Genomic DNA, 17,689 nt, shown 5'->3' with positions numbered 1-17,689 from the left:
CACCCGCCGCCACGTCAGTCCAGAACAAATGCGCCGCACCAGAAGCCTGGTCTCTACGCTCGGGGAGGCGTCCGCCTCGTGCTTCCCTGCGGCGAGCGCTTCCATTCCGTAACGTCACTATCCGAACATCAGCCGGATGCTCGGGGAGGAGACGAACGACATGGATGCTGCTGCGATGAACGCCCTGCTGGCCAAGCAGAAGGCCGCTCACCTGCGGGACGGAGAGCCGTCCGCCCAGGTCCGTATCGATCGCATTGACCGCGCCATCGCCCTGTTGATCGACAACCGCGCTGCGATCGAGGAAGCCATCAACCAGGACTTTGGCTCGCGATCGCGCGAGGCGACGACCTTCACCGATATCGCCGCCTCCATCGGGCCGCTCAAGCACGCCAAGGAAAACCTGGCCAAATGGATGCGGCCGGAGAAGCGCAAGCCGACGCCGGCTATCCTCGGCCTGTTCGGCGCCAAGGCCGAGATTCGCTTTCAGCCGAAGGGCGTGGTCGGGATCATCAGTCCTTGGAACTTCCCGGTGAATCTCACCTTCGGCCCGCTGGCCGGGGTGCTGGCGGCCGGCAACCGGGCGATGATCAAGCCGTCGGAATTCACGCCCGCCACCTCTGAACTGATGGCCAAGATGTTCGCCGGCGCCTTCTCCGAGGAGGAGATCGCTGTCGTCACCGGCGGACCGGAGGTCGGCCAGGCGTTCTCGTCGCTGGCCTTCGACCATCTGATCTTCACCGGCGCCACGTCCATCGCGCGGCATGTGATGCGCGCGGCGGCGGAGAATCTCGTGCCGCTGACCCTCGAACTGGGCGGCAAGAGCCCGGTGATCCTCGCCAGGTCGGCCGACCTGGATGTCGCAGCGGCGCGGATCATGAACGGCAAGACGCTGAACGCCGGCCAGATCTGCCTGGCCCCCGACTACGTGCTAACGCCCAAAGAGAGCCTGGAGCCTTTTATCGCCGGGGCGCAGGCCTCTGTGGCGAAGATGTTCCCGACCCTGAAGGACAACCCCGACTACACCGCGATCGTCGCCCAGCGGCACTACGACCGCATCAAGGGCTACATCGACGAGGCGAAGGCCAAGGGCGCGCGGGTGATCGAGTTGAAGCCCGACGGCGAGGACCTGTCGCAGCAGGAGCACCGCAAGATCGCTCCGACCCTGATCATCGACCCCAGCGACGACCTGAAGGTCATGCAGGAGGAAATCTTCGGTCCGGTGCTGCCGGTGAAGACCTACAGCGGCATCGACGAGGCCATCGCCTACGTCAACAAGGGGGAGCGGCCGCTGGGCCTCTACTACTTCGGCTCCGACGAGGCCGAACGCGAGAAGGTGCTGGCCAGCACGACCTCCGGCGGAGTGACGGTCAACGACGTCATCTTCCATGTCGCCCAGGAGAACCTCCCCTTCGGCGGGGTCGGGCCGTCAGGGATGGGCAGCTATCATGGCGTCGACGGCTTCCGCGAATTCAGCCACGCCAAGTCGATCTATCGCCAGATCAAGGCCGACAAGCCGCTGCAGCAGATGCGTCCGCCGTACGGGCCGGCCATTCGCAAGTACCTGGACGGCCAATTGAAGCGCTGACGAACAGCGCCGGATGGGACGGCAGGCCGGCGTCCGCGCCGGCCGCACCGTACGAGGACAGCGGCGGTTGCGGCTCGCGGGCCTCAGCCGGCGTGAACGCGCACACCAGCCCCCAGACGGCGACGGCGATCGGTCGTGGCATGGCTCCGCTCCCATCCGGCGGCCTTCAGGCCGCTCCTTGGGGCGTTCTTGCAGCGCTTCGAATGTTGCGTGCAGTTGCACCAGGGCGCGTGCGCGTCAGTGCACCCCGGCGCCACGGTTGCAATTTGCGGCGCCGCGATGCATTCGCCGACCCGCGTTCCGCGAGCGGCGCGCACGCAACAAAAAACGCCGCCCCGAAAGGCGGCGCTCCTTTCATAGTGCCCGAAAGTCTTACTCGCCCGAGCGCAGTTGTTCGCGGGCCTGAGCCAGGAGTTCGTCCATCTTCATGCGCACTTCGCCTTCGCTGACGGCGACGCCCGAGCCCTTCAGGTCCTCGAAGACCTTGCGCAGAACGTCCTCGTCGCCCGGCAGCTCGAAGTCGGACTTCACCACGGCCTTGGCGTATTCAGTGACGCTGTCGGCCGACAGGCCCATCAGACCGGCGGCCCATTCGCCCAGCATGCGGTTGCGACGAGCACCAGCCTTGAATTCTTGCTCCTGGTCGAGCTCGAACTTCTTTTCAAAGCCACGCTCGCGATCGTCGAAGGTCGTCATGTGTTCCCCAGTAGGCGGTCGGTCGGCGTTGCATATCCCGTGAACCGCGCCGTAGCAACGTAAACGCACGATGAGGCGATGCGGCTCTTGCGCCGTTTGCGCGGCGACGGCCAATCCGTTAGTTTTTTCAGGCCTCATATGAGTGAGAGGGCCATACGGTCGGAGCCGCGCGCGATTGCATGCAACTGCGCGCGTTTTTCGTTTTTCCGCTGGCGGCCAAGCCCTCGCTCTGGGAGAAGGCGCACATGACTACCCGCCGCAAGAAGATCTACGAAGGCAAGGCCAAGATCCTCTACGAGGGCCCCGAGCCCGGAACCCTGATCCAGTACTTCAAGGACGACGCCACCGCGTTCAACGCGCAGAAGAAGGCGATCCTCGAGGGCAAGGGCGTCATCAACAACCGCATCAGCGAGTACGTGATGACCAAGCTGAACTCTATCGGGGTTCAGAACCACCTCATCCGCCGGCTGAACCTGCGCGAGCAGCTGATTCGCGAAGTCGAGATCATTCCGCTGGAGGTGGTCTGCCGCAACGTCGCGGCCGGCAGCCTGTCGCAGCGCTTCGGCCTGCCCGAAGGCCAAGCCCTGCCCCGCTCGATCATCGAGTTCTACCTGAAGGACGACAAGCTCAGCGACCCGATGGTCGCCGAGGAGCACATCACCGCGTTCAACTGGGCCTCGACCCAGGAGATCGACGACATGATGGCCCTGACCTTGCGGGTGAACGACTTCCTCACGGGCCTGTTCGCCGGCGTCGGCATCACGCTGGTCGATTTCAAGGTCGAGTTCGGCCGCATCTACGAGAACGACTTCTCGCGTGTGATCCTGGCCGACGAGATCAGCCCCGATTCGTGCCGCCTCTGGGACAGCCAGACGAACGAGAAGCTGGACAAGGACCGCTTCCGCCGCGACATGGGCGACGTCATCGAAGGGTACACCGAGGTGGCCCGCCGTCTTGGCATCATGAAAGAGATGCCCACCGTCATCCAAGGAGGCCTGCACTAGTGCGCGCGAAAGTTCATGTGTTCCTGAAGCCCGGCGTGCTGGACGTTCAGGGCAAGGCCGTGGAGAGCGCTCTGCACGGCCTGGGTTGGCCGCAGGTCGACGGCGTGCGCGTCGGCAAGACCATCGAATTCGACCTCAAGGACGCCACCGACAAGGCCGCCGCCGAGGCCCAGGTGAAGGACATGTGCGAGAAGTTGCTCGCCAACACCGTCATCGAAAGCTACCGGATCGAGGTGGCGTGAGAGGGCTAAAGCCCCTCCCGGCGAAGGACTTCGCCGACAAGGAGGGGCGTCCAAACAAAGAATCGAAAGCCCAACGGCGTTGGGCCTTCGGGGCCTTTTCCCTCCTGCCGCTGATCCTGGCCGCCTGCGCGCCGGAGCCTGAACCGATCCGGCCGCGGCTCTCGCTCGACTGCTCGCTCTCCTACGAGGCCCTGTCGGCCAAGGTGCTGGCCCAGCCGGGCCTGATCCCGGCGCCGCAGGAGCGCGGCGAGCCCTATCGCTTCTACAATATGCAGGGCGGCGGCGAGGCCTTCGTCCTGACGCAGCCCGGCGCGCCCGGCCATCCGGCGATCTTCAAGCAGGAAGCCGTCCAGGAAGGCGGCCGCAAGGTCATGAAGAACACCGGCTGCGCCTATGGCGACGAGGCTGGATTCGGCCAGGTCATGACCTATCTGGAGGGCCTGGGCGCGAGATGAAGGCCGCGACTGTCGAGCGGTCGTCACCTCGCCCCGGATGCGACGACCTCCCCCCTCCCATTTCCCGACAAATTCGCGTAAAGGGCCGCCCATGAAAGCCGCCGTCATCGTCTTCCCGGGTTCCAACTGCGATCGCGACTGCAAGGTCGCCGTCGAACGCTCCACCGGCGCCAAGGTCGACATGGTCTGGCACGCCGAGACCCAGCTGCCCCAGGGTCTGGACCTCATCGTGCTGCCCGGCGGGTTCTCCTACGGCGACTATCTCCGCTGCGCGGCCATGGCCTCGCTGGCGCCGGTCATGACCGAGGTCCGCGCCGCGGCCGACCGCGGCGTCGCCGTCGTCGGGATATGCAACGGCTTCCAGGTGCTGACCGAGTCGAAGATGCTGCCCGGGGCGCTGCTGCGGAACGAGAAGCTCAAGTACGTCTGCAAGCCCGTGGCGCTGGAAGTCACCAACGCCCAGACCCGCTTCACCGCCGGCTACGCCGGTCGCCGCGAAGTCGAGATGACGGTCGGCAACGGCGAGGGCAACTACTTCGCCGACGAGGAGACGCTGGACCGGCTGGAGGGCGAAGGCCAGGTGGTCTTCCGCTACCTCGACAATCCGAACGGCTCGTCGCGCGACATCGCCGGCATCGTCAACAAGCGCGGCAACGTCATCGGCCTGATGCCGCACCCCGACCGCGCCTTCGAAGCCGAGCTTGGCTCGGCCGACGGCGCGATCCTCTTCCAGAGCGCGCTCGCCAGCGCCTAGTCCTCGTCGTCTTCGCCGGTCTCGTCGCCGATCGCTTCGGTGACCAGCCGGCGCCAGACCGGATCGCTGTCGTCGACTAGGTCGACGTCCTCCAGCAGGGCCACCGCGCCCGCGCCGTCCGGCAGCACCAGGCCCAGCACCTCCATCACCTCGCCGTCCTCGGTCTCGTGGGCCTCGGCCTGCACGGCGACGGCGGCGATCTCGCCCTCATCCTCCCACCAGATGATCGGCTGCGGCAGGTCCATGTCGATCGGGCGCCCGCCGTGGGTGTCGCCCAGGGCGAAGATCGCCACCCTGGCCTGCACGTCCTCCAGGGTCGCCAGCGCGCCCGTGAACGGCTTCAGGCGGGCCCAGTCGTCGACATCATAGCCGCCGCCGTCGAAGGTCGGTTCATCGTCAAACTCGCTCATCGAGCCTGCCTAGACCCGATGGCCGCGCGTTTCCAGCGCCCTCGGTGCACGGCGGCCGGGACGCTGGCGTCGTCGTCGCTGAGCACCTTCCGACCTGCCGTAAGCGCTACAAGACGTCCCCTATCGGCAGGTTTGCGGGCACGTCTCCCAGGATCGTGACGATGGGAAGTCTCCGCCAATTGATTTTACAGGAACAATTGCCCTTCGCGTTGGCGGCTATCGAAAGCTATCGGCAGCCTTTGCGCTGCCGTTGCGTCATGCCGTAAGCACGCCCTGACAACCTGCGGAGGCGACATGCAGAAGCTGATGGGTTCGGGCGAACTGCTCGACGCGAAGGGACACCTGGTCGAGCGCGGCTGGGCCGCCAGCGAGGTTCGCCGCTACGACCGCGCCGCCATCGGCGTCGCCCATGACGATCCGGCGATCAAGGAGTGGGACTACTACGCGATCCTTACGCCCGATTTCGGCCTGGCGCTGACCGTCGCCGACAACGGCCACATGGGCTTCCTCGGCGTCTCCTGGATGGACTTTCAGGCGCGGCGCTTCGTCAACGGCGGCGTTGGCCTGCCAGCCCCGCACGGCGCCATGAACCTGCCGTCCAGCGCCGACGCCGGCGACATCGCCCACGTCCATCCGAAGATGGAGATCGCCTTCCGCTTCGCGCCGGGCGGACGGGTGCTGACCGTCGACGCACCCGACTTCGACAAGGGCGCGGGCATCTCCGGCGAGATCGTCCTGGCCCAGCCGCCAATGGACCGCATGGTCATCGCCACGCCCTTCGCCGAGCAGGCGAGCGCCTTCTACTACAATCAGAAGATCAACTGCATGCCGGCCAGCGGCCACGTGATCTATGCCGGCCAGCGCTACCAATTCGCGCCGACAAGCGCCTTCGCCGTGCTCGACTGGGGCCGCGGGGTCTGGACCTACGACAACACCTGGTACTGGGGCTCCGCCTCGGGCCTGGTCGACGGCAAGCCGTTCGGCTTCAACATCGGCTACGGGTTCGGCGACACGTCGGCGGCCAGCGAGAACGTCCTCTTCTACGACGGCAAGGCGCACAAACTGACCGAGCTGCAGTTCCACCTGCCCGACGGCGCCCACGACAGCGGCCCCTGGCGCTTCACCTCCAGCGACGGCCGCTTCGAGATGACCTTCGAGCCGATCGTCGACCGCCATGCCGATTTCGCGATGGGCCCGGTCAGCAGCCGCCAGCACCAGGTGTTCGGGAAGTTCTCAGGCGTCGCGGTGTTGGACGACGGCACGCGGCTGCAGGTCCGGGACCTGATCGGCTTCGCCGAAGAGGTCGAGAACCACTGGTAGCTCTCGGTGTCATCCCGGTTTCGGCGCACCCGAAGACCGGGATGACACTGGGGTGACCGCCTCTAGGCCTGCTGGTGCTTCAGCGGCAGCAGGGCCACCAGGCTGATCAGCGCGGCGACGGCGAGGTAGATCCCGACCGGGACCAGACCGCCCTGCGTCGACAGCGCCTGGGCGACCATCGGGGTCAGGCCGCCGCCGATGATGCCGCCGACGTTGAACGCCATCGACGCGCCGGTGTAGCGCACGCGGGCCGGGAACAGGCCGGGCAGGAACGCGCCCAAGGGGCCGTAGACGAAGCCCATGGTCAGCAGCGCCAGCGACAGGAACGCCCAGCAGCCGAGCAGCGAACCGCCGCCCATCATCGGGGCCATCAACGCCCCGACGGCGATGGCCATGAAGCAGCCGGCCATGAGCACCCGGCGCGGGTTGCTGGCGTCCGACCAGTAGCCGGCAAGAACAATGCCCAAGGCCATGAAGCCGATCGCGCCGAGCTGCACCGAAAGGAAAGTCTCGCGGCTGTAGCCCAGGGTCTGGGTGCCGTAGCCGAGCGCAAATGCGGTCGCGAGATAGAAGGTCGCGAAGCAGGCCACCACCGCGAAGGTGCCGGCGAGCGTCGGGTCCAGGTGGCGCTTGAAGAGCTCGGCCAGCGGCACGTCGGACGGCTTCTCTTCGGCCAGGGCTTTGGCGAAGGCCGGCGTCTCGGTGAGCTTCAGGCGCACCCAGAGCCCGACGCCGACCAGCAGGGCGCTGCCCAGGAACGGGATGCGCCAGCCCCAGGCCTGGAATTGTTCAGGCGACAGCAGCATGCCGAGGATCAGGAAAAGGCCGTTGGCGGCGATGAAGCCGACCGGCGCGCCGAGTTGCGGGAACATGCCATAGCGCGCGCGCCAACCGGGCGGCGCGTTTTCGACCGCGAGCAGCGCGGCCCCGCCCCACTCGCCGCCGAGGCCGAAGCCCTGGCCGAAGCGCAGGATGCAGAGCGCGACAGGCGCCAGCCAGCCGGCCTGCTGATAGGTCGGCAGGAAGGCGATCAGCACCGTCGAGGCGCCCATCAGCAGCAGCGAGGCCACCAGCGTCGACTTGCGCCCGATGCGGTCGCCGTAGTGGCCGAACACGATCGCGCCGACCGGCCGGGCGAAGAACGCCACGGCCATGCTGGCGTAGGACGACAGGAGTTGCATCGAGGGCGAGGCGGCGGGGAAGAACAGCGGCCCGAACACCAGCGAGGCGGCGGTCGCATAGATGTAGAAGTCGTAGAATTCGACCGCGGTGCCGACCAGGCTCGCGCCCAGGACCCGCCGCGTCGACGGCGCCTCAACAGTCTTCGACATCCACACCCCCAATGATCGGCATTCCGCTTCGCGCCAGACGCCTGTCAGGTCAAGGCGCGGCCTGCGAAAACTGCATTCGGGGGGGTTGCGACGGTTCGCCTGATTGGCGTCTATCAGGGCATAGATTCGCCGGGGACGGGAAAGTGACGCAAGGACTTGGAGCTCTGCGAATACTGGTCGTCGACGACAACGATCAGATGCGCACGATCATCGGCACGGTGCTCGGCGCCGCCGGGGTCGGGCGCCTCTTCTATGCGACCGACGGGCGACAAGGCCTGGATCAACTGATGGCCGCACCGGTCGACGTGGCCTATGTCGACTACGAGATGCCGACGATGAACGGCCTCGACTTCATCTCGCGGGTCCGGGCGCTGCCGAGCGAGGCGCGCTATCTGCCCATCATCATGCTGACCGGACACTCGGACCTGCCGCGCCTGAACGCGGCGCGCGACCGCGGCGTCAACGAGTTCCTCGCCAAGCCGGTCACCGCCCGCGACATTCTCAAGCGGCTGGAGTCGGTGATCCTGCGCCCGCGCCCCTACGTCGCGGCCGCGGACTTCTTCGGACCGGACCGGCGTCGGCGCTCGCCGGTCGGCTATACCGGGCCGCTGCGCCGCGCCGTCGATCAGGCCGGGGTGCTGGAGCTTTAGTCGCTACCAGGCGCGGCAGACCGCATCGGGAACCGAGGCGAGTCGAACCCAGCGATAGCCCTGCACCTGAACGCCGCCGACGTCGTAGGCCGCCGGCTCGCGGGTGAAGCACGGCCCGAACGCGCCGGCGTCCGGCACGAACATCTCCCCACCGAGCACGACCTTTTCGAAGGTCGCGACCGCATCTGGTCCCAGTTCGCCGCCGACCATCGCCTTCCAGGCCTCGTGGTCGAAGGCGGCGCCCTTCTCGCGGCTCACGAACATCGGCGCGAGCAAGTCGTCGAGCTTGCGCTTGCCGCCCGACTTGGCGCGGATCTTGGCGTCGAGGTCGGCGAAGTAAAGGGCGCCGCGGTTGTAGGGCACGTGGCGGATGCTCTCCGAGCCGAACCCCGCCTTGGCGATCTTCTCGGCCGACCAGTCGCGCGCCTCGCTGCCCCAGTAGCCGCGGGCCATGGCGTCGATCTGCTCGCCGTACTCCGCGACGGTGGAGAACCCCGCCCGCATGGGGGCGAGCGCCGTGTAGTGGGTTGTCAGCCCCTCGCTGAACCAGCTGCTGATCCCGACCGCGCCGGGGGAGTCGACGCCGCCGACCCATTGGTGGATCATCTCGTGGGCGAAGGTCGTGCGCGGCCCCTCGGCGGCCGGATCACGCGGCGCGGCGGCGCGCGAGAGCATGAACGAGTTGGGCAGCGCCGTGCCGCCGCCGACCGGCGGGGTGTCGAGGAAGCGCATGAACACGCGGTAGCGCGGGGCCGGCTTCAGATAGCCGAAGTCCTTGTCGAGTTGCTGGTAGAGCTTGCCGGACCATTCGAGCTCGGCGGCCGGATCGAACGGCGCCTGGCCGAGCCAGGTCCCGCTGAAGCCGTCGACGGCGCCGGTCGTCGGATAACGGCCCATCGGCCCGGCCATGTACCAGGCCTGGCGCAGCTTCTCGGGCGAGCCGGTCAGCGTGACGTCGCCGTCGCCGAACGAGGCGACCGCGGTCGAACCCTTGGCCAGTCCGCTGAGATCCCAGCGCAGCTTCAGCTCCGCCTCGCCGAACTTTTCCGGCAAGACCAGGAAGCCTGCGCCCGCGCCGCTGACACCGCCGGCCGAGGGCCGGATACCGAACGGCGGGCCCTGGGGCGCGCCCGCCGGCTGCACCGCCGAGCGGTAGCTGATCTTCACCGGATAGGTGACCGCGCGCTGGGCGGTCCAATGGCGGAAATAGGGGAAGCCGCCCGGCGCGGCCGGATCGTCGACGGACGTCAGCGGCACGACGCCCTTAGCATCGGTGACGACCAGGTCCTGCACCCGGTCGGCGACGCCGCGCACCCCGGCGTAGACGACCGGCGCCGACAGTACGAGGCCGTCGCCCTGCCCGCCCGCGAGCTCGGCCGTCACCTCGATGGCGACGACTTCGGTTCCGCCGTCGCGGACGGGCTTCAGCACGGTGTCGAGCCGCGGGGCAGCCTGGGCGCCCAGGGCCAGCACGCTCGCCGCCGTCGCCAGCAACCACGTTCCAGACTTCAGACCAATGCGCATGTCGCCCCCTCCTGCTTGCGACAAATGCTATGCGCGGGCGGAGGCTTTTCTATGCAAAGTCGAACATGCGGCGCAGATCGCCCAGCAGGCCCATGCGCCGTCGGAGGCGGCCGATGGAAGGGCTATGCGCGGACCCTGGCCGGATTGCCGACCACGGTCGCGCCGGGCGGCACGTCGCGGGTCACCACCGCGCCGGCGCCGACCAGGGCGTCGTCGCCGATCCGCACGCCCGGCAGGATGATCGCGCCGCCGCCGATCCAGACGTTGGCGCCGATGCTGATCGGGAGGCCGAACTCCAGCCCGCCGGCCCGCTCGGCGGCGTCGCGGGGATGGTCGGCGGCCAGGATCTGCACGCCGGGGCCGATCTGCGTCTTGGCCCCGATGGCCACCGCCACGACGTCGAGGATCACGCAGTTGAAGTTCAGGAACGCGCCGTCGCCGAGGCTGATGTTGAAGCCGTAGTCGCAATGGAACGGCGGGCGGATCGTAGCTCCCTTGCCGGCGTAGGCGAGCCGCTCGGCCAGCAGGGCGTGGCGCTGCTCCATCGGCAGATCGGGGGCGTTGTAGCGGGCCATCCACGCGACGGCGGCGGCGTGGTCGCCCTGGATCTCCGCGTCGCCCGCATCATAGAGCTCGCCGGCCAGCATCCTCTGCTTCTGGGTCAGCGCCATGCCTATCCGCGCCAGATGCTGACGCCCTCCTTGATCGTCTCGACCACTTTCAGCGAGGCGAGCTTCTCGGGATCGACGGCCGTCGGGTCCTGAGACAGCAGCGCAAAATCGGCCAGCTTGCCGGCGACGAGCGAGCCCTTCGTCTCCTGCTCGAAGTGCTGATAGGCGGGCCAGAGGGTCATCGCCTTCAGCGCGACGTCCACAGGAACGCGCTGATGCGGCCCCAATATGTCGCCCGAGCGCGTGCGGCGGGTGACGGTCGCCGACAGCACCCGGATCGAGTCCGGATTGGCCACCGGCGCGTCGTGGTGGGTGGTGAACATCATCCCGCGGCGCAGCGCCCAGCCGGTCGGCGAGATGTTCTCGGCCCGCACCGGCCCGAGCACCGAGTCGCGGTGCCAGTCGCCCCAATAGAAGGTGTGCATCGGGAAGAAGGACGGGATGATCCCGAGCGCCTTGCAGGCGTCGACCTGGTCCTCGCGTGCGGTCTGGCCATGGATCAGCACCGGGCGACGGTCGCCGGGGCCATGCTTCCTGGTCGCCTCGCGCACGCCGGCGATCAGCACGTCGATGGCGGCGTCGCCGTTGGCGTGGACGAGGATCTGCCAGCCGTTGGCGAAGGCCTTGTCGATGGCCGCCAGGCACTGGTCGACCGGCACGGCCGGATAGCCGGCATAGGCGGCGCTCTGGCCTTCGGGCGGCACGTAGTAGGGTTGGGAGAGCCAGGCGGTCTTGCCCTGCGGCGAGCCGTCGATCGACAGCTTCACGCCGCCGACGCGGAAACGGTTGGCATACGTCCGGCTCAGCAGCGGAGGTACGACGACATCGGTCGCGGTTAGGACGTCCGGATAGGCGACGACGTCGGCGGTCAGCATCCCGCGGCTGGCGGCGAGCTGCAGCGCCTTGACCCCGCCGCTCGACGACTTGCCGTCCTGGCAGGTGGTGTAGCCGTAGCGGGTGTAGAGCTTCACGCCCTCGGCGATCATCTTCAGGTTGGCGTCGAGGTCGAACCGGCTCAGCAGCTTGCCCATCACGCCCATGAAGGCATGCTCCTCCATCACCCCGTTCGGCTCACGGCCGCCTGGTTCGCGGCGGAACACGCCGCCCTGCGGATCGGGCGTGGCGGCGCTGATCCCCGCGGTCTCCAGCGCCTTGGAGTTGGCGACGCCCAGGTGGCCGGACTGGTGGATGAACAGCACCGGGACCTCCGCTGAGATCTCGTCCAGCTCGCGTCGGGTGGGATGGCGCAGCTCCCGCAGCTGGGAGTCGTCGTAGCCGAAGCCCATGACCAGCTTGTAGCGGTCGATGAACGGGCGGTTGGCTTCGATCCAGGCGCGGGTCACGCGCTGCAGCGCGGCGACCGAATCGCCCTCGCCGTCGGGGGCCGGCAGCAGATTGGCCGAGATCGCCTGAAGGCCGACGAACGAGACATGGCCGTGTGGATCGACGAAGCCGGGCAACAGCGCCCGGCCGCCGAGGTCGACCAGCCGCGCGCCGCGGCCGGCCTTTGCCATCACCTCGTCACGGCCGCCGACCGCCAGGATGCGGCCGCCGCGCACGGCCAGCGCCTCGGCCCGCGGGCGGGCGTCGTCCATGGTCAGGATCGGCCCGCCGAAATAGACGGCGTCGCCCTCCGCGGCGAAAGCCCGCGATCCCGCCGCCAGCGCCGCCGCGCCGCCCAGCATCACATCCCGACGTGTTCCCCGGCTCATGCCCTCGCCTCCTCCAGCCCGCGGCGCTGTCCGCCGTCTAATCCAGTTCCTGCACCCCGCCGCCGCTGACGGTCAGCACCTGACCGCTGATCCAGGAGGCGGCCGGCGAGCACAGGAACAGCGCCGCGTTGGCGATATCCTCAGGCTCGCCCAGCCTGCCAAGCGGGGTATGGCGCAGCATCGCCCGTTCCGCCTCGGGTGTCAGCACGCTGGCCAGCGCCTGGGTCCGGATCGCGCCCGGCGCGATGGCGTTGACCCGCACCCCCAGCGGTCCCAGGTCGAAGGCGAGGTTGCGGGCCAGATGGTTCGCCGCCGCCTTCGAGGCCCCGTAGGATGCCATCCGCACATTGCGGTTCTCGCCGGCCATCGAGGTGATGTTCAGCACCGCCCCGCCGCCGGCCGCCTTCATGTGCGGCGCGCAGAGCTGGCAAAGCCGGAACATCGAGAACACGTTCAGCTCGAAGGCCCTTACAAAGTCGGCCATCGGCATGTCGAAAGGCTTGGGTCCGCCGCCGCCGGCGTTGTTGACCAGGATCGTCACGCCTCCGAACCGCCCGACGGCGGCCTGAACCATCTCGTCCAGATCCTCCTCGCGGGTGACGTCGCAGGCGACAGCGATGGCCCGGCCTCCCATCCCGGCCACCTCATCGGCGAGGCTGCGCGCCGCGGGCAGATCTCGGTCGCCGATCACCACCGCCGCGCCCGCCATCGCAAAGCGCGATGCGATGGCCCGGCCGATGCCCGCCCCGCCGCCGGTGACGATCGCCACCTGATCGGTCAGCGCCAGCAGTTCATGAACGCCCGTCGCCATCTCGGCCTCCGTCGCTGTTTCGAAGCTAACGCGCCGCGAGATCGGAGGGCTCCTTGATTTGGCCGCTGGGCTGCGCCAGAGCATCGGTCATGTCCCTGCGCATCGATCCGTTCCACGCCATCTCCGTCAGCGGCCTGGCCCATCGGCTGAAGGCCGAGGGCCGCTCGGTGATCCATATGGAGTTCGGCCAGCCCTCGACCGGGGCGCCGAAGGCCGCGATCGAGGCCGCGCACCGGGTGCTCGACAGCGATCCGATGGGCTATTGGGAGAGCCCCGCCCTGAAGGCGCGCATCGCCAAGCACTACAAGGACAAGTACGGCGTGGACGTCGCGCCGAACCGCATCACCCTGACCTGCGGCGCCTCGCCGGCCCTGGTGCTGGCCCTGGCCTCGTCGTTCAATCCCGGCGACCGCGTCGCCCTGGCCCGGCCCGGCTACGTCGCCTATCGCAACACGCTGAAGGCCCTGCACATCGAGCCGGTGGAGCTGGCCTGCGGCGCGAACGAGCGCTACCAGCTCAGCGCCGAGCGCATCGCCGCCCTCGATCCGGCCCCGGCCGGCGTGATCATCGCCAGCCCCGCCAACCCGACCGGGACCATCATTCCGGCCGCCGAACTGGAAGCCATCGCCAAGGTCTGCCGCGAGCGCGGCATCAAGATCGTCTCGGACGAGATCTATCACGGGCTGAGCTATATCGAGCCGGCGCGCTCGATGCTGGAGTTCGAGCCGAACGCCCTCGTGGTCAACTCGTTCTCGAAGTACTTCAGCATGGCCGGCTGGCGGCTGGGCTGGCTGCTGTCGCCGCCCGACCACGTGAAGGCGGCGATCGCCTATATGGGCGCGCTGTTCCTGACCCCGCCCTCGCTCGCGCAGCACGCGGCGCTGGCGGCGATGGACAGCGAGGACGAGCTGGAAGGCCATATCGAGGTCTACCGCGCCAACCGCGCCCTGCTGCTGGAAGCCTTGCCCCGCCTTGGCCTGTCGGCCATCGCCCCGCCCGACGGCGCGTTCTACATCTATGCGGACGTCGCCCACCTGACGAACGACAGCCTCAGCTTCTGCCAGCAGCTGCTGCAGGACACCGGGGTCGCCACCGCGCCGGGCGTCGACTTCGACCCGGTCGAGGGTCGCCACTTCATCCGCATGTCGTTCGCGGTCTCCACGCCGGAGATCGAGGAGGCGATCGCGCGGCTGGAGCCCTGGTTCGCCGCCCAGGCCGCGGCCAGCGCGAAATAATTCCGGGCCGATGTCGCATCGCGGCCGTCAGCGGCGTCCTTGGGGCAAGACCGCAAGGAGATCGACATGACCGACCGTGAACTCGTCCTGACCCGTATCGTCGACGTCCCCGCCGACAAGCTGTACCGCGGCTGGACCGAGCCCGAACTGATGAAGCAGTGGTTCGCGCCCAAGCCGTTCACGGTTCCGGTCGCTGAGACCGACGTGCGCCCGGGCGGGACCAGCTTCGTGGTCATGAAGGATCCGGACGGGAACGAATATCCCAACCGCGGCGTCTATCTCGACGTCACCCCGGGGGAGAAGATCGTCTTCACCGACGCCTTCACCGAGGCCTGGACGCCCTCCGACAAGCCGTTCTTCGTCGGGACGATCACCTTCGAGGATCTCGGCGGCGGCCAGACCCGCTACACCGCGACCGCCCGCCACTGGACGGTCGAGGACAAGCAGGCCCACGAGCAGATGGGCTTCCACGAAGGCTGGGGGATCTGCCTCGATCAGCTGGTCGAGGTGGCCAGGGCGCTCTAGCCGCCGGGCCGCGTCTGACGCAAAGTCGCTAGATGAGCGTCCAGATCCGCCCCTTCGCCGAAGCCGATCGCCCGGCGTGCCAAGCCATCGCCGCCTCAGCGGCGCTGACGTCGTACGGCGCGCACATGCCGCCGGAGTCGTTCGGCCCGCACGAGCCGCTGGAGCCGGCCGACCAGCGCGCCGTGGCGGTCGTGGACGGGGAGATCGTCGGCTTCATCGAAGTGGTCGGCGCCCACGTGTCCAACGTGTTCGTCGGTCCGGCGGCGCAGGGCAAGGGCGTCGGAGCGCTGATGATGGCGTGGGCGGAGGCGCAGACGGACGGTCCGCTGACGCTGTCGGTGTTCACCGTCAATCCCAACGCCCGGCGCTTCTACGAGCGGCTCGGGTTCGTGGTCGAGGGGATCAAGACCATCGCCTTCGCCGGCGGCGAGCACGAGGTCTGGCGCATGCGCAAGGACCGCGCCGCGCGGCTTTGACGACGATCAAGGCGGACTGCATCCAAGGCCTCTATTCGGACGTTGCAGTGACCAGGAGGTTGCTATGGCGCTTCTGTCCGACCCTCTGAAGACGCCGCAGCGACAGCTCGGTCCGCGGCGGTCCTCCCTCGATCCGCCGCCCGGCGCTCCTCCGCCGCTTCGTCTGTCGCCAGGACGAGCGGCGGCGGGCGCATTGCTCACCCTGATCGGCGCAGCCGGCCTCATCGCCCAGATCATCGTCTTCAACTGCGACACCCAGGCCTGCGACCGGGTGATGATGACTCTCGGCCTGGCCATGAGCGCAGCGTTGGCCGCGCTCTGCCAGCTGGCGATCATAATCGGGCTCTGGCTGCTGGTCAGTTCGCGGCGCCGCGCCTCCTAGGCCCTTGCCGCTCCCCTACGCCGCGCATAGGCTGGCCCCATTAATTTACGCCATAAAGGGAAGCGACGATGAGCGCGGCGGTGGAAACGACCCCCAAGTCGGAAGAGGTTCTCTACGAGGTGGCTGACGGCATCGCCACTCTCACCCTGAACCGGCCCGAGCGACTGAACACCATTTCGGGACCGATGCTGGCCCGCCTGACCCAACTTTTGATCAAGGCCAACGAGGACCCCGCGGTCCGGGTCATCGTGCTGACCGGCACGGGCCGCGCGTTCTGCGCCGGACTCGACCTGGTCGACGCCACGCAGGGCTCGGGCATCGGCTCGGACAAGCAGGTCTCGACCGTTTCGGTGAACATCGACTTGCGCAACACCCCGCCGACCGTGCTGTTCGCCATGGACAAGCCGACCATCTGCGCGCTGAACGGCTCAGCCGCCGGCTACGGCATGGACACCGCCATGGGCTGCGACATCCGCATCGCCGGCGAGAGCGCCAAGATGGCCGCGGCCTTCGTCAAGCGCGGGGTGGTGCCGGAAAGCGGCGGCACCTGGATCCTGCCGCGGCTGCTGGGCTGGGCGAAGGCGGCCGAGCTGATCTTCACCGGCCGCACGCTGTCGGCCAAGGAGAGCCTGGAACTCGGCCTGGTCAACCACGTGGTCCCCGACGCGGAACTGGCCGCCAAGACCCGCGAGATCGCCCTGGAGATGGCGGCCAACGCCCCGCTGGCGGTGCAGTCGGCCAAGCGGCTGATGCGAATGGGCCTGTCGGAGACGTTCAACGACCACGTCCACCACGTCTATCTGCAGTTCCTGCAGCTGATCCGCACCCAGGACTTCAAGGAGGGGATGACGTCCTTCCTGGAAAAGCGCCCGGCCGACTTCCAGGGCCGCTAGTACTTACCGGCCAGCAGCAGCCGGCCCGGCCCCAGCCGGGCCAGCACCTGCGGCAGATCGGCCTCGTCGAAGGCGAAGCAGCCTTCGCTGCGGCCGAGCATGCCGTGTTGGGCGACCATCTTCGGACTAACGTACCAGGCGCCGTGCACGACGATGGCCCGCGACTCGGCGTTGCTATTGGAGCGATCGAGCCCCTGCAGCCGCATCGAGCGGCCGTGCTTGCCGACATAGTAGTCGCCGGTGACGTAGGCGCCCTGCGACGTCGCCGCCGATCCGACCTCGTTGGAGAACGAGCGCAGCCAGCCGCTGTGGCCGGGATCGGACCCGCGTCCGTGCGACACCAGCAGGCTGGTCGTCGCGCCGTTGCGCAGGTCGACGAGATGGAAGCGGGGCGTCTTGGAGGCCGCCGTGAAGTCGGCGATCCCGACGATGTCGCGATAGCGCACGCTGTCGCCAGCCCGCTCCAGCCCGCGGCGGGCCACCGAGACGAGCGCCGGGGTCGCGGCAGCCAGGGCCGGCCAGGCCGCACCGGCGGCGAAAGTCGCGAGCGCCGCCTGCATCAAGCGGCGGCGATGAAGCTGTCCGTCCACGTTCGGCTCCCTGGCTAAGCCGCAAATCTAGGGTCGCGCGCCGCCGATGACACCCGCCTGCGGCGAAAATGCGCCGACCTGTCGCAGGGCCTAGCTGCGCGCCGCGAACCCTAGGCTGCCGTCGTCGTCTGCGGCCAAGGTCTGCACGCCGGCCACCGACGCCGTCGGCGGCCCGCCGCGGCAGGCCTCGGTCAGCCGCTCGAGCGCGACCTCGTCGCCGATCGCCAGCAACTCAACCGATCCGTCGGGGCAATTGCGCACCCATCCGTCCACGGCCAGCCTTCGCGCCTGACGCTCGGCCCACCAACGATAGCCGACGCCCTGCACCTCTCCGGTTATGCGCAATCTGATCGCGCGACGTTCCATGGCCCCCAGCATGCGCCGCGCGGCGTGGCGGTTCAATGTCAGGATCAGGAGCCCGCC

General features: G+C 68.4%; 21 protein-coding genes. 12 read left to right on the top strand and 9 right to left on the bottom strand.

Annotated features, from left to right (window positions below; translation table 11 throughout):
- Positions 1-136 precede the first annotated feature (136 nt).
- The gene (locus GGQ61_RS13580; RefSeq protein WP_183773611.1) at positions 137-1,585 is read left to right on the top strand and encodes a coniferyl aldehyde dehydrogenase; all 1,449 of its coding nucleotides are present in this window, start codon (positions 137-139) and stop codon (positions 1,583-1,585) included.
- Between the two features lie 372 nt (positions 1,586-1,957).
- Here the strand turns inward: GGQ61_RS13580 and GGQ61_RS13575 are convergent, their stop codons facing one another.
- Positions 1,958-2,281, bottom strand: coding sequence for a DUF1476 domain-containing protein (locus GGQ61_RS13575; RefSeq protein WP_056021334.1), 324 nt, complete (start codon positions 2,279-2,281; stop codon positions 1,958-1,960).
- Positions 2,282-2,526: 245 nt separating this feature from the next.
- Here GGQ61_RS13575 and purC point away from each other — a divergent pair, with 245 nt between their 5' ends.
- The 4 genes from purC to purQ all read left to right on the top strand — a co-directional run bounded on the left by purC (position 2,527) and on the right by purQ (position 4,736).
- Positions 2,527-3,285 (top strand): phosphoribosylaminoimidazolesuccinocarboxamide synthase, encoded by a 759-nt coding sequence (gene purC / locus GGQ61_RS13570; protein ID WP_183773857.1) that lies wholly within the window; start codon positions 2,527-2,529, stop codon positions 3,283-3,285.
- Complete coding sequence (purS, locus tag GGQ61_RS13565) at positions 3,285-3,527, top strand: phosphoribosylformylglycinamidine synthase subunit PurS (RefSeq protein WP_183773609.1); 243 nt, start codon at positions 3,285-3,287, stop codon at positions 3,525-3,527. The genes purC and purS overlap by 1 nt, the downstream gene beginning before the upstream one ends.
- A complete protein-coding gene (locus tag GGQ61_RS13560) occupies positions 3,524-3,982 on the top strand; it encodes a hypothetical protein (RefSeq protein ID WP_183773607.1) in 459 nt (152 codons plus the stop codon). The genes purS and GGQ61_RS13560 overlap by 4 nt, the downstream gene beginning before the upstream one ends.
- 91 nt (positions 3,983-4,073) lie before the next feature.
- Positions 4,074-4,736, top strand: a complete 663-nt coding sequence (gene purQ / locus GGQ61_RS13555) for a phosphoribosylformylglycinamidine synthase subunit PurQ (protein WP_183773605.1) — start codon at positions 4,074-4,076, stop codon at positions 4,734-4,736.
- Here the strand turns inward: purQ and GGQ61_RS13550 are convergent.
- Positions 4,733-5,146: a hypothetical protein gene (locus tag GGQ61_RS13550; protein ID WP_183773603.1), complete on the bottom strand. Its 414-nt coding sequence runs from the start codon at positions 5,144-5,146 to the stop codon at positions 4,733-4,735. The genes purQ and GGQ61_RS13550 overlap by 4 nt on opposite strands.
- Before the next feature lie 294 nt (positions 5,147-5,440).
- Here GGQ61_RS13550 and GGQ61_RS13545 point away from each other — a divergent pair, with 294 nt between their 5' ends.
- Positions 5,441-6,466, top strand: coding sequence for a DUF2804 domain-containing protein (locus GGQ61_RS13545; protein WP_183773601.1), 1,026 nt, complete (start codon positions 5,441-5,443; stop codon positions 6,464-6,466).
- A gap of 62 nt (positions 6,467-6,528) precedes the next feature.
- On the opposite strand, the gene GGQ61_RS13540 is transcribed toward GGQ61_RS13545, so the two are convergent.
- The gene (locus tag GGQ61_RS13540) at positions 6,529-7,797 is read right to left on the bottom strand and encodes an MFS transporter (RefSeq protein WP_183773599.1); all 1,269 of its coding nucleotides are present in this window, start codon (positions 7,795-7,797) and stop codon (positions 6,529-6,531) included.
- Between the two features lie 143 nt (positions 7,798-7,940).
- Here GGQ61_RS13540 and GGQ61_RS13535 point away from each other — a divergent pair, with 143 nt between their 5' ends.
- Positions 7,941-8,447 (top strand): response regulator, encoded by a 507-nt coding sequence (locus GGQ61_RS13535; RefSeq protein ID WP_343056139.1) that lies wholly within the window; start codon positions 7,941-7,943, stop codon positions 8,445-8,447.
- 3 nt (positions 8,448-8,450) lie between these two features.
- On the opposite strand, the gene GGQ61_RS13530 is transcribed toward GGQ61_RS13535, so the two are convergent.
- The 4 genes from GGQ61_RS13530 to hdhA form a co-directional block, all read right to left on the bottom strand.
- Entirely contained in the window at positions 8,451-9,971 is a 1,521-nt protein-coding gene (locus GGQ61_RS13530) for a hypothetical protein (RefSeq protein ID WP_183773595.1), read from the bottom strand.
- Between the two features lie 122 nt (positions 9,972-10,093).
- Positions 10,094-10,642, bottom strand: a complete 549-nt coding sequence (locus tag GGQ61_RS13525; protein ID WP_183773593.1) for a sugar O-acetyltransferase — start codon at positions 10,640-10,642, stop codon at positions 10,094-10,096.
- Between the two features lie 2 nt (positions 10,643-10,644).
- Entirely contained in the window at positions 10,645-12,354 is a 1,710-nt protein-coding gene (locus GGQ61_RS13520; RefSeq protein WP_221221012.1) for an amidohydrolase, read from the bottom strand.
- Positions 12,355-12,391: 37 nt separating this feature from the next.
- A complete protein-coding gene (gene hdhA / locus GGQ61_RS13515) occupies positions 12,392-13,165 on the bottom strand; it encodes a 7-alpha-hydroxysteroid dehydrogenase (protein ID WP_221221011.1) in 774 nt (257 codons plus the stop codon).
- An 89-nt stretch (positions 13,166-13,254) separates the two neighbouring features.
- Here hdhA and GGQ61_RS13510 point away from each other — a divergent pair, with 89 nt between their 5' ends.
- The 5 genes from GGQ61_RS13510 to GGQ61_RS13490 all read left to right on the top strand — a co-directional run bounded on the left by GGQ61_RS13510 (position 13,255) and on the right by GGQ61_RS13490 (position 16,676).
- Complete coding sequence (locus GGQ61_RS13510) at positions 13,255-14,400, top strand: pyridoxal phosphate-dependent aminotransferase (RefSeq protein WP_183773589.1); 1,146 nt, start codon at positions 13,255-13,257, stop codon at positions 14,398-14,400.
- A 66-nt stretch (positions 14,401-14,466) separates the two neighbouring features.
- Positions 14,467-14,925 (top strand): SRPBCC family protein, encoded by a 459-nt coding sequence (locus GGQ61_RS13505; protein ID WP_183773587.1) that lies wholly within the window; start codon positions 14,467-14,469, stop codon positions 14,923-14,925.
- Positions 14,926-14,957: 32 nt separating this feature from the next.
- A complete protein-coding gene (locus tag GGQ61_RS13500; RefSeq protein WP_183773585.1) occupies positions 14,958-15,401 on the top strand; it encodes a GNAT family N-acetyltransferase in 444 nt (147 codons plus the stop codon).
- Between the two features lie 64 nt (positions 15,402-15,465).
- The gene (locus GGQ61_RS13495) at positions 15,466-15,783 is read left to right on the top strand and encodes a hypothetical protein (protein WP_183773583.1); all 318 of its coding nucleotides are present in this window, start codon (positions 15,466-15,468) and stop codon (positions 15,781-15,783) included.
- A gap of 68 nt (positions 15,784-15,851) precedes the next feature.
- Entirely contained in the window at positions 15,852-16,676 is an 825-nt protein-coding gene (locus GGQ61_RS13490) for an enoyl-CoA hydratase/isomerase family protein (RefSeq protein ID WP_183773581.1), read from the top strand.
- On the opposite strand, the gene GGQ61_RS13485 is transcribed toward GGQ61_RS13490, so the two are convergent.
- Together GGQ61_RS13485 and GGQ61_RS13480 are read right to left on the bottom strand one after the other, a co-directional pair.
- Positions 16,673-17,266: a murein L,D-transpeptidase catalytic domain-containing protein gene (locus GGQ61_RS13485; protein WP_221221010.1), complete on the bottom strand. Its 594-nt coding sequence runs from the start codon at positions 17,264-17,266 to the stop codon at positions 16,673-16,675. The two genes, GGQ61_RS13490 and GGQ61_RS13485, sit on opposite strands and share 4 nt — an antisense overlap.
- A 90-nt stretch (positions 17,267-17,356) precedes the next feature.
- Positions 17,357-17,632: an acylphosphatase gene (locus GGQ61_RS13480; RefSeq protein ID WP_183773579.1), complete on the bottom strand. Its 276-nt coding sequence runs from the start codon at positions 17,630-17,632 to the stop codon at positions 17,357-17,359.
- Positions 17,633-17,689: the final 57 nt, after the last annotated feature.

Origin of the sequence: Phenylobacterium haematophilum (assembly GCF_014196295.1) — a bacterium.
Classification (GTDB): domain Bacteria; phylum Pseudomonadota; class Alphaproteobacteria; order Caulobacterales; family Caulobacteraceae; genus Phenylobacterium; species Phenylobacterium haematophilum.
The sequence above is the reverse complement of the archived record's forward strand: the minus strand, read 5'-3'. Positions and strand labels throughout refer to the sequence as shown.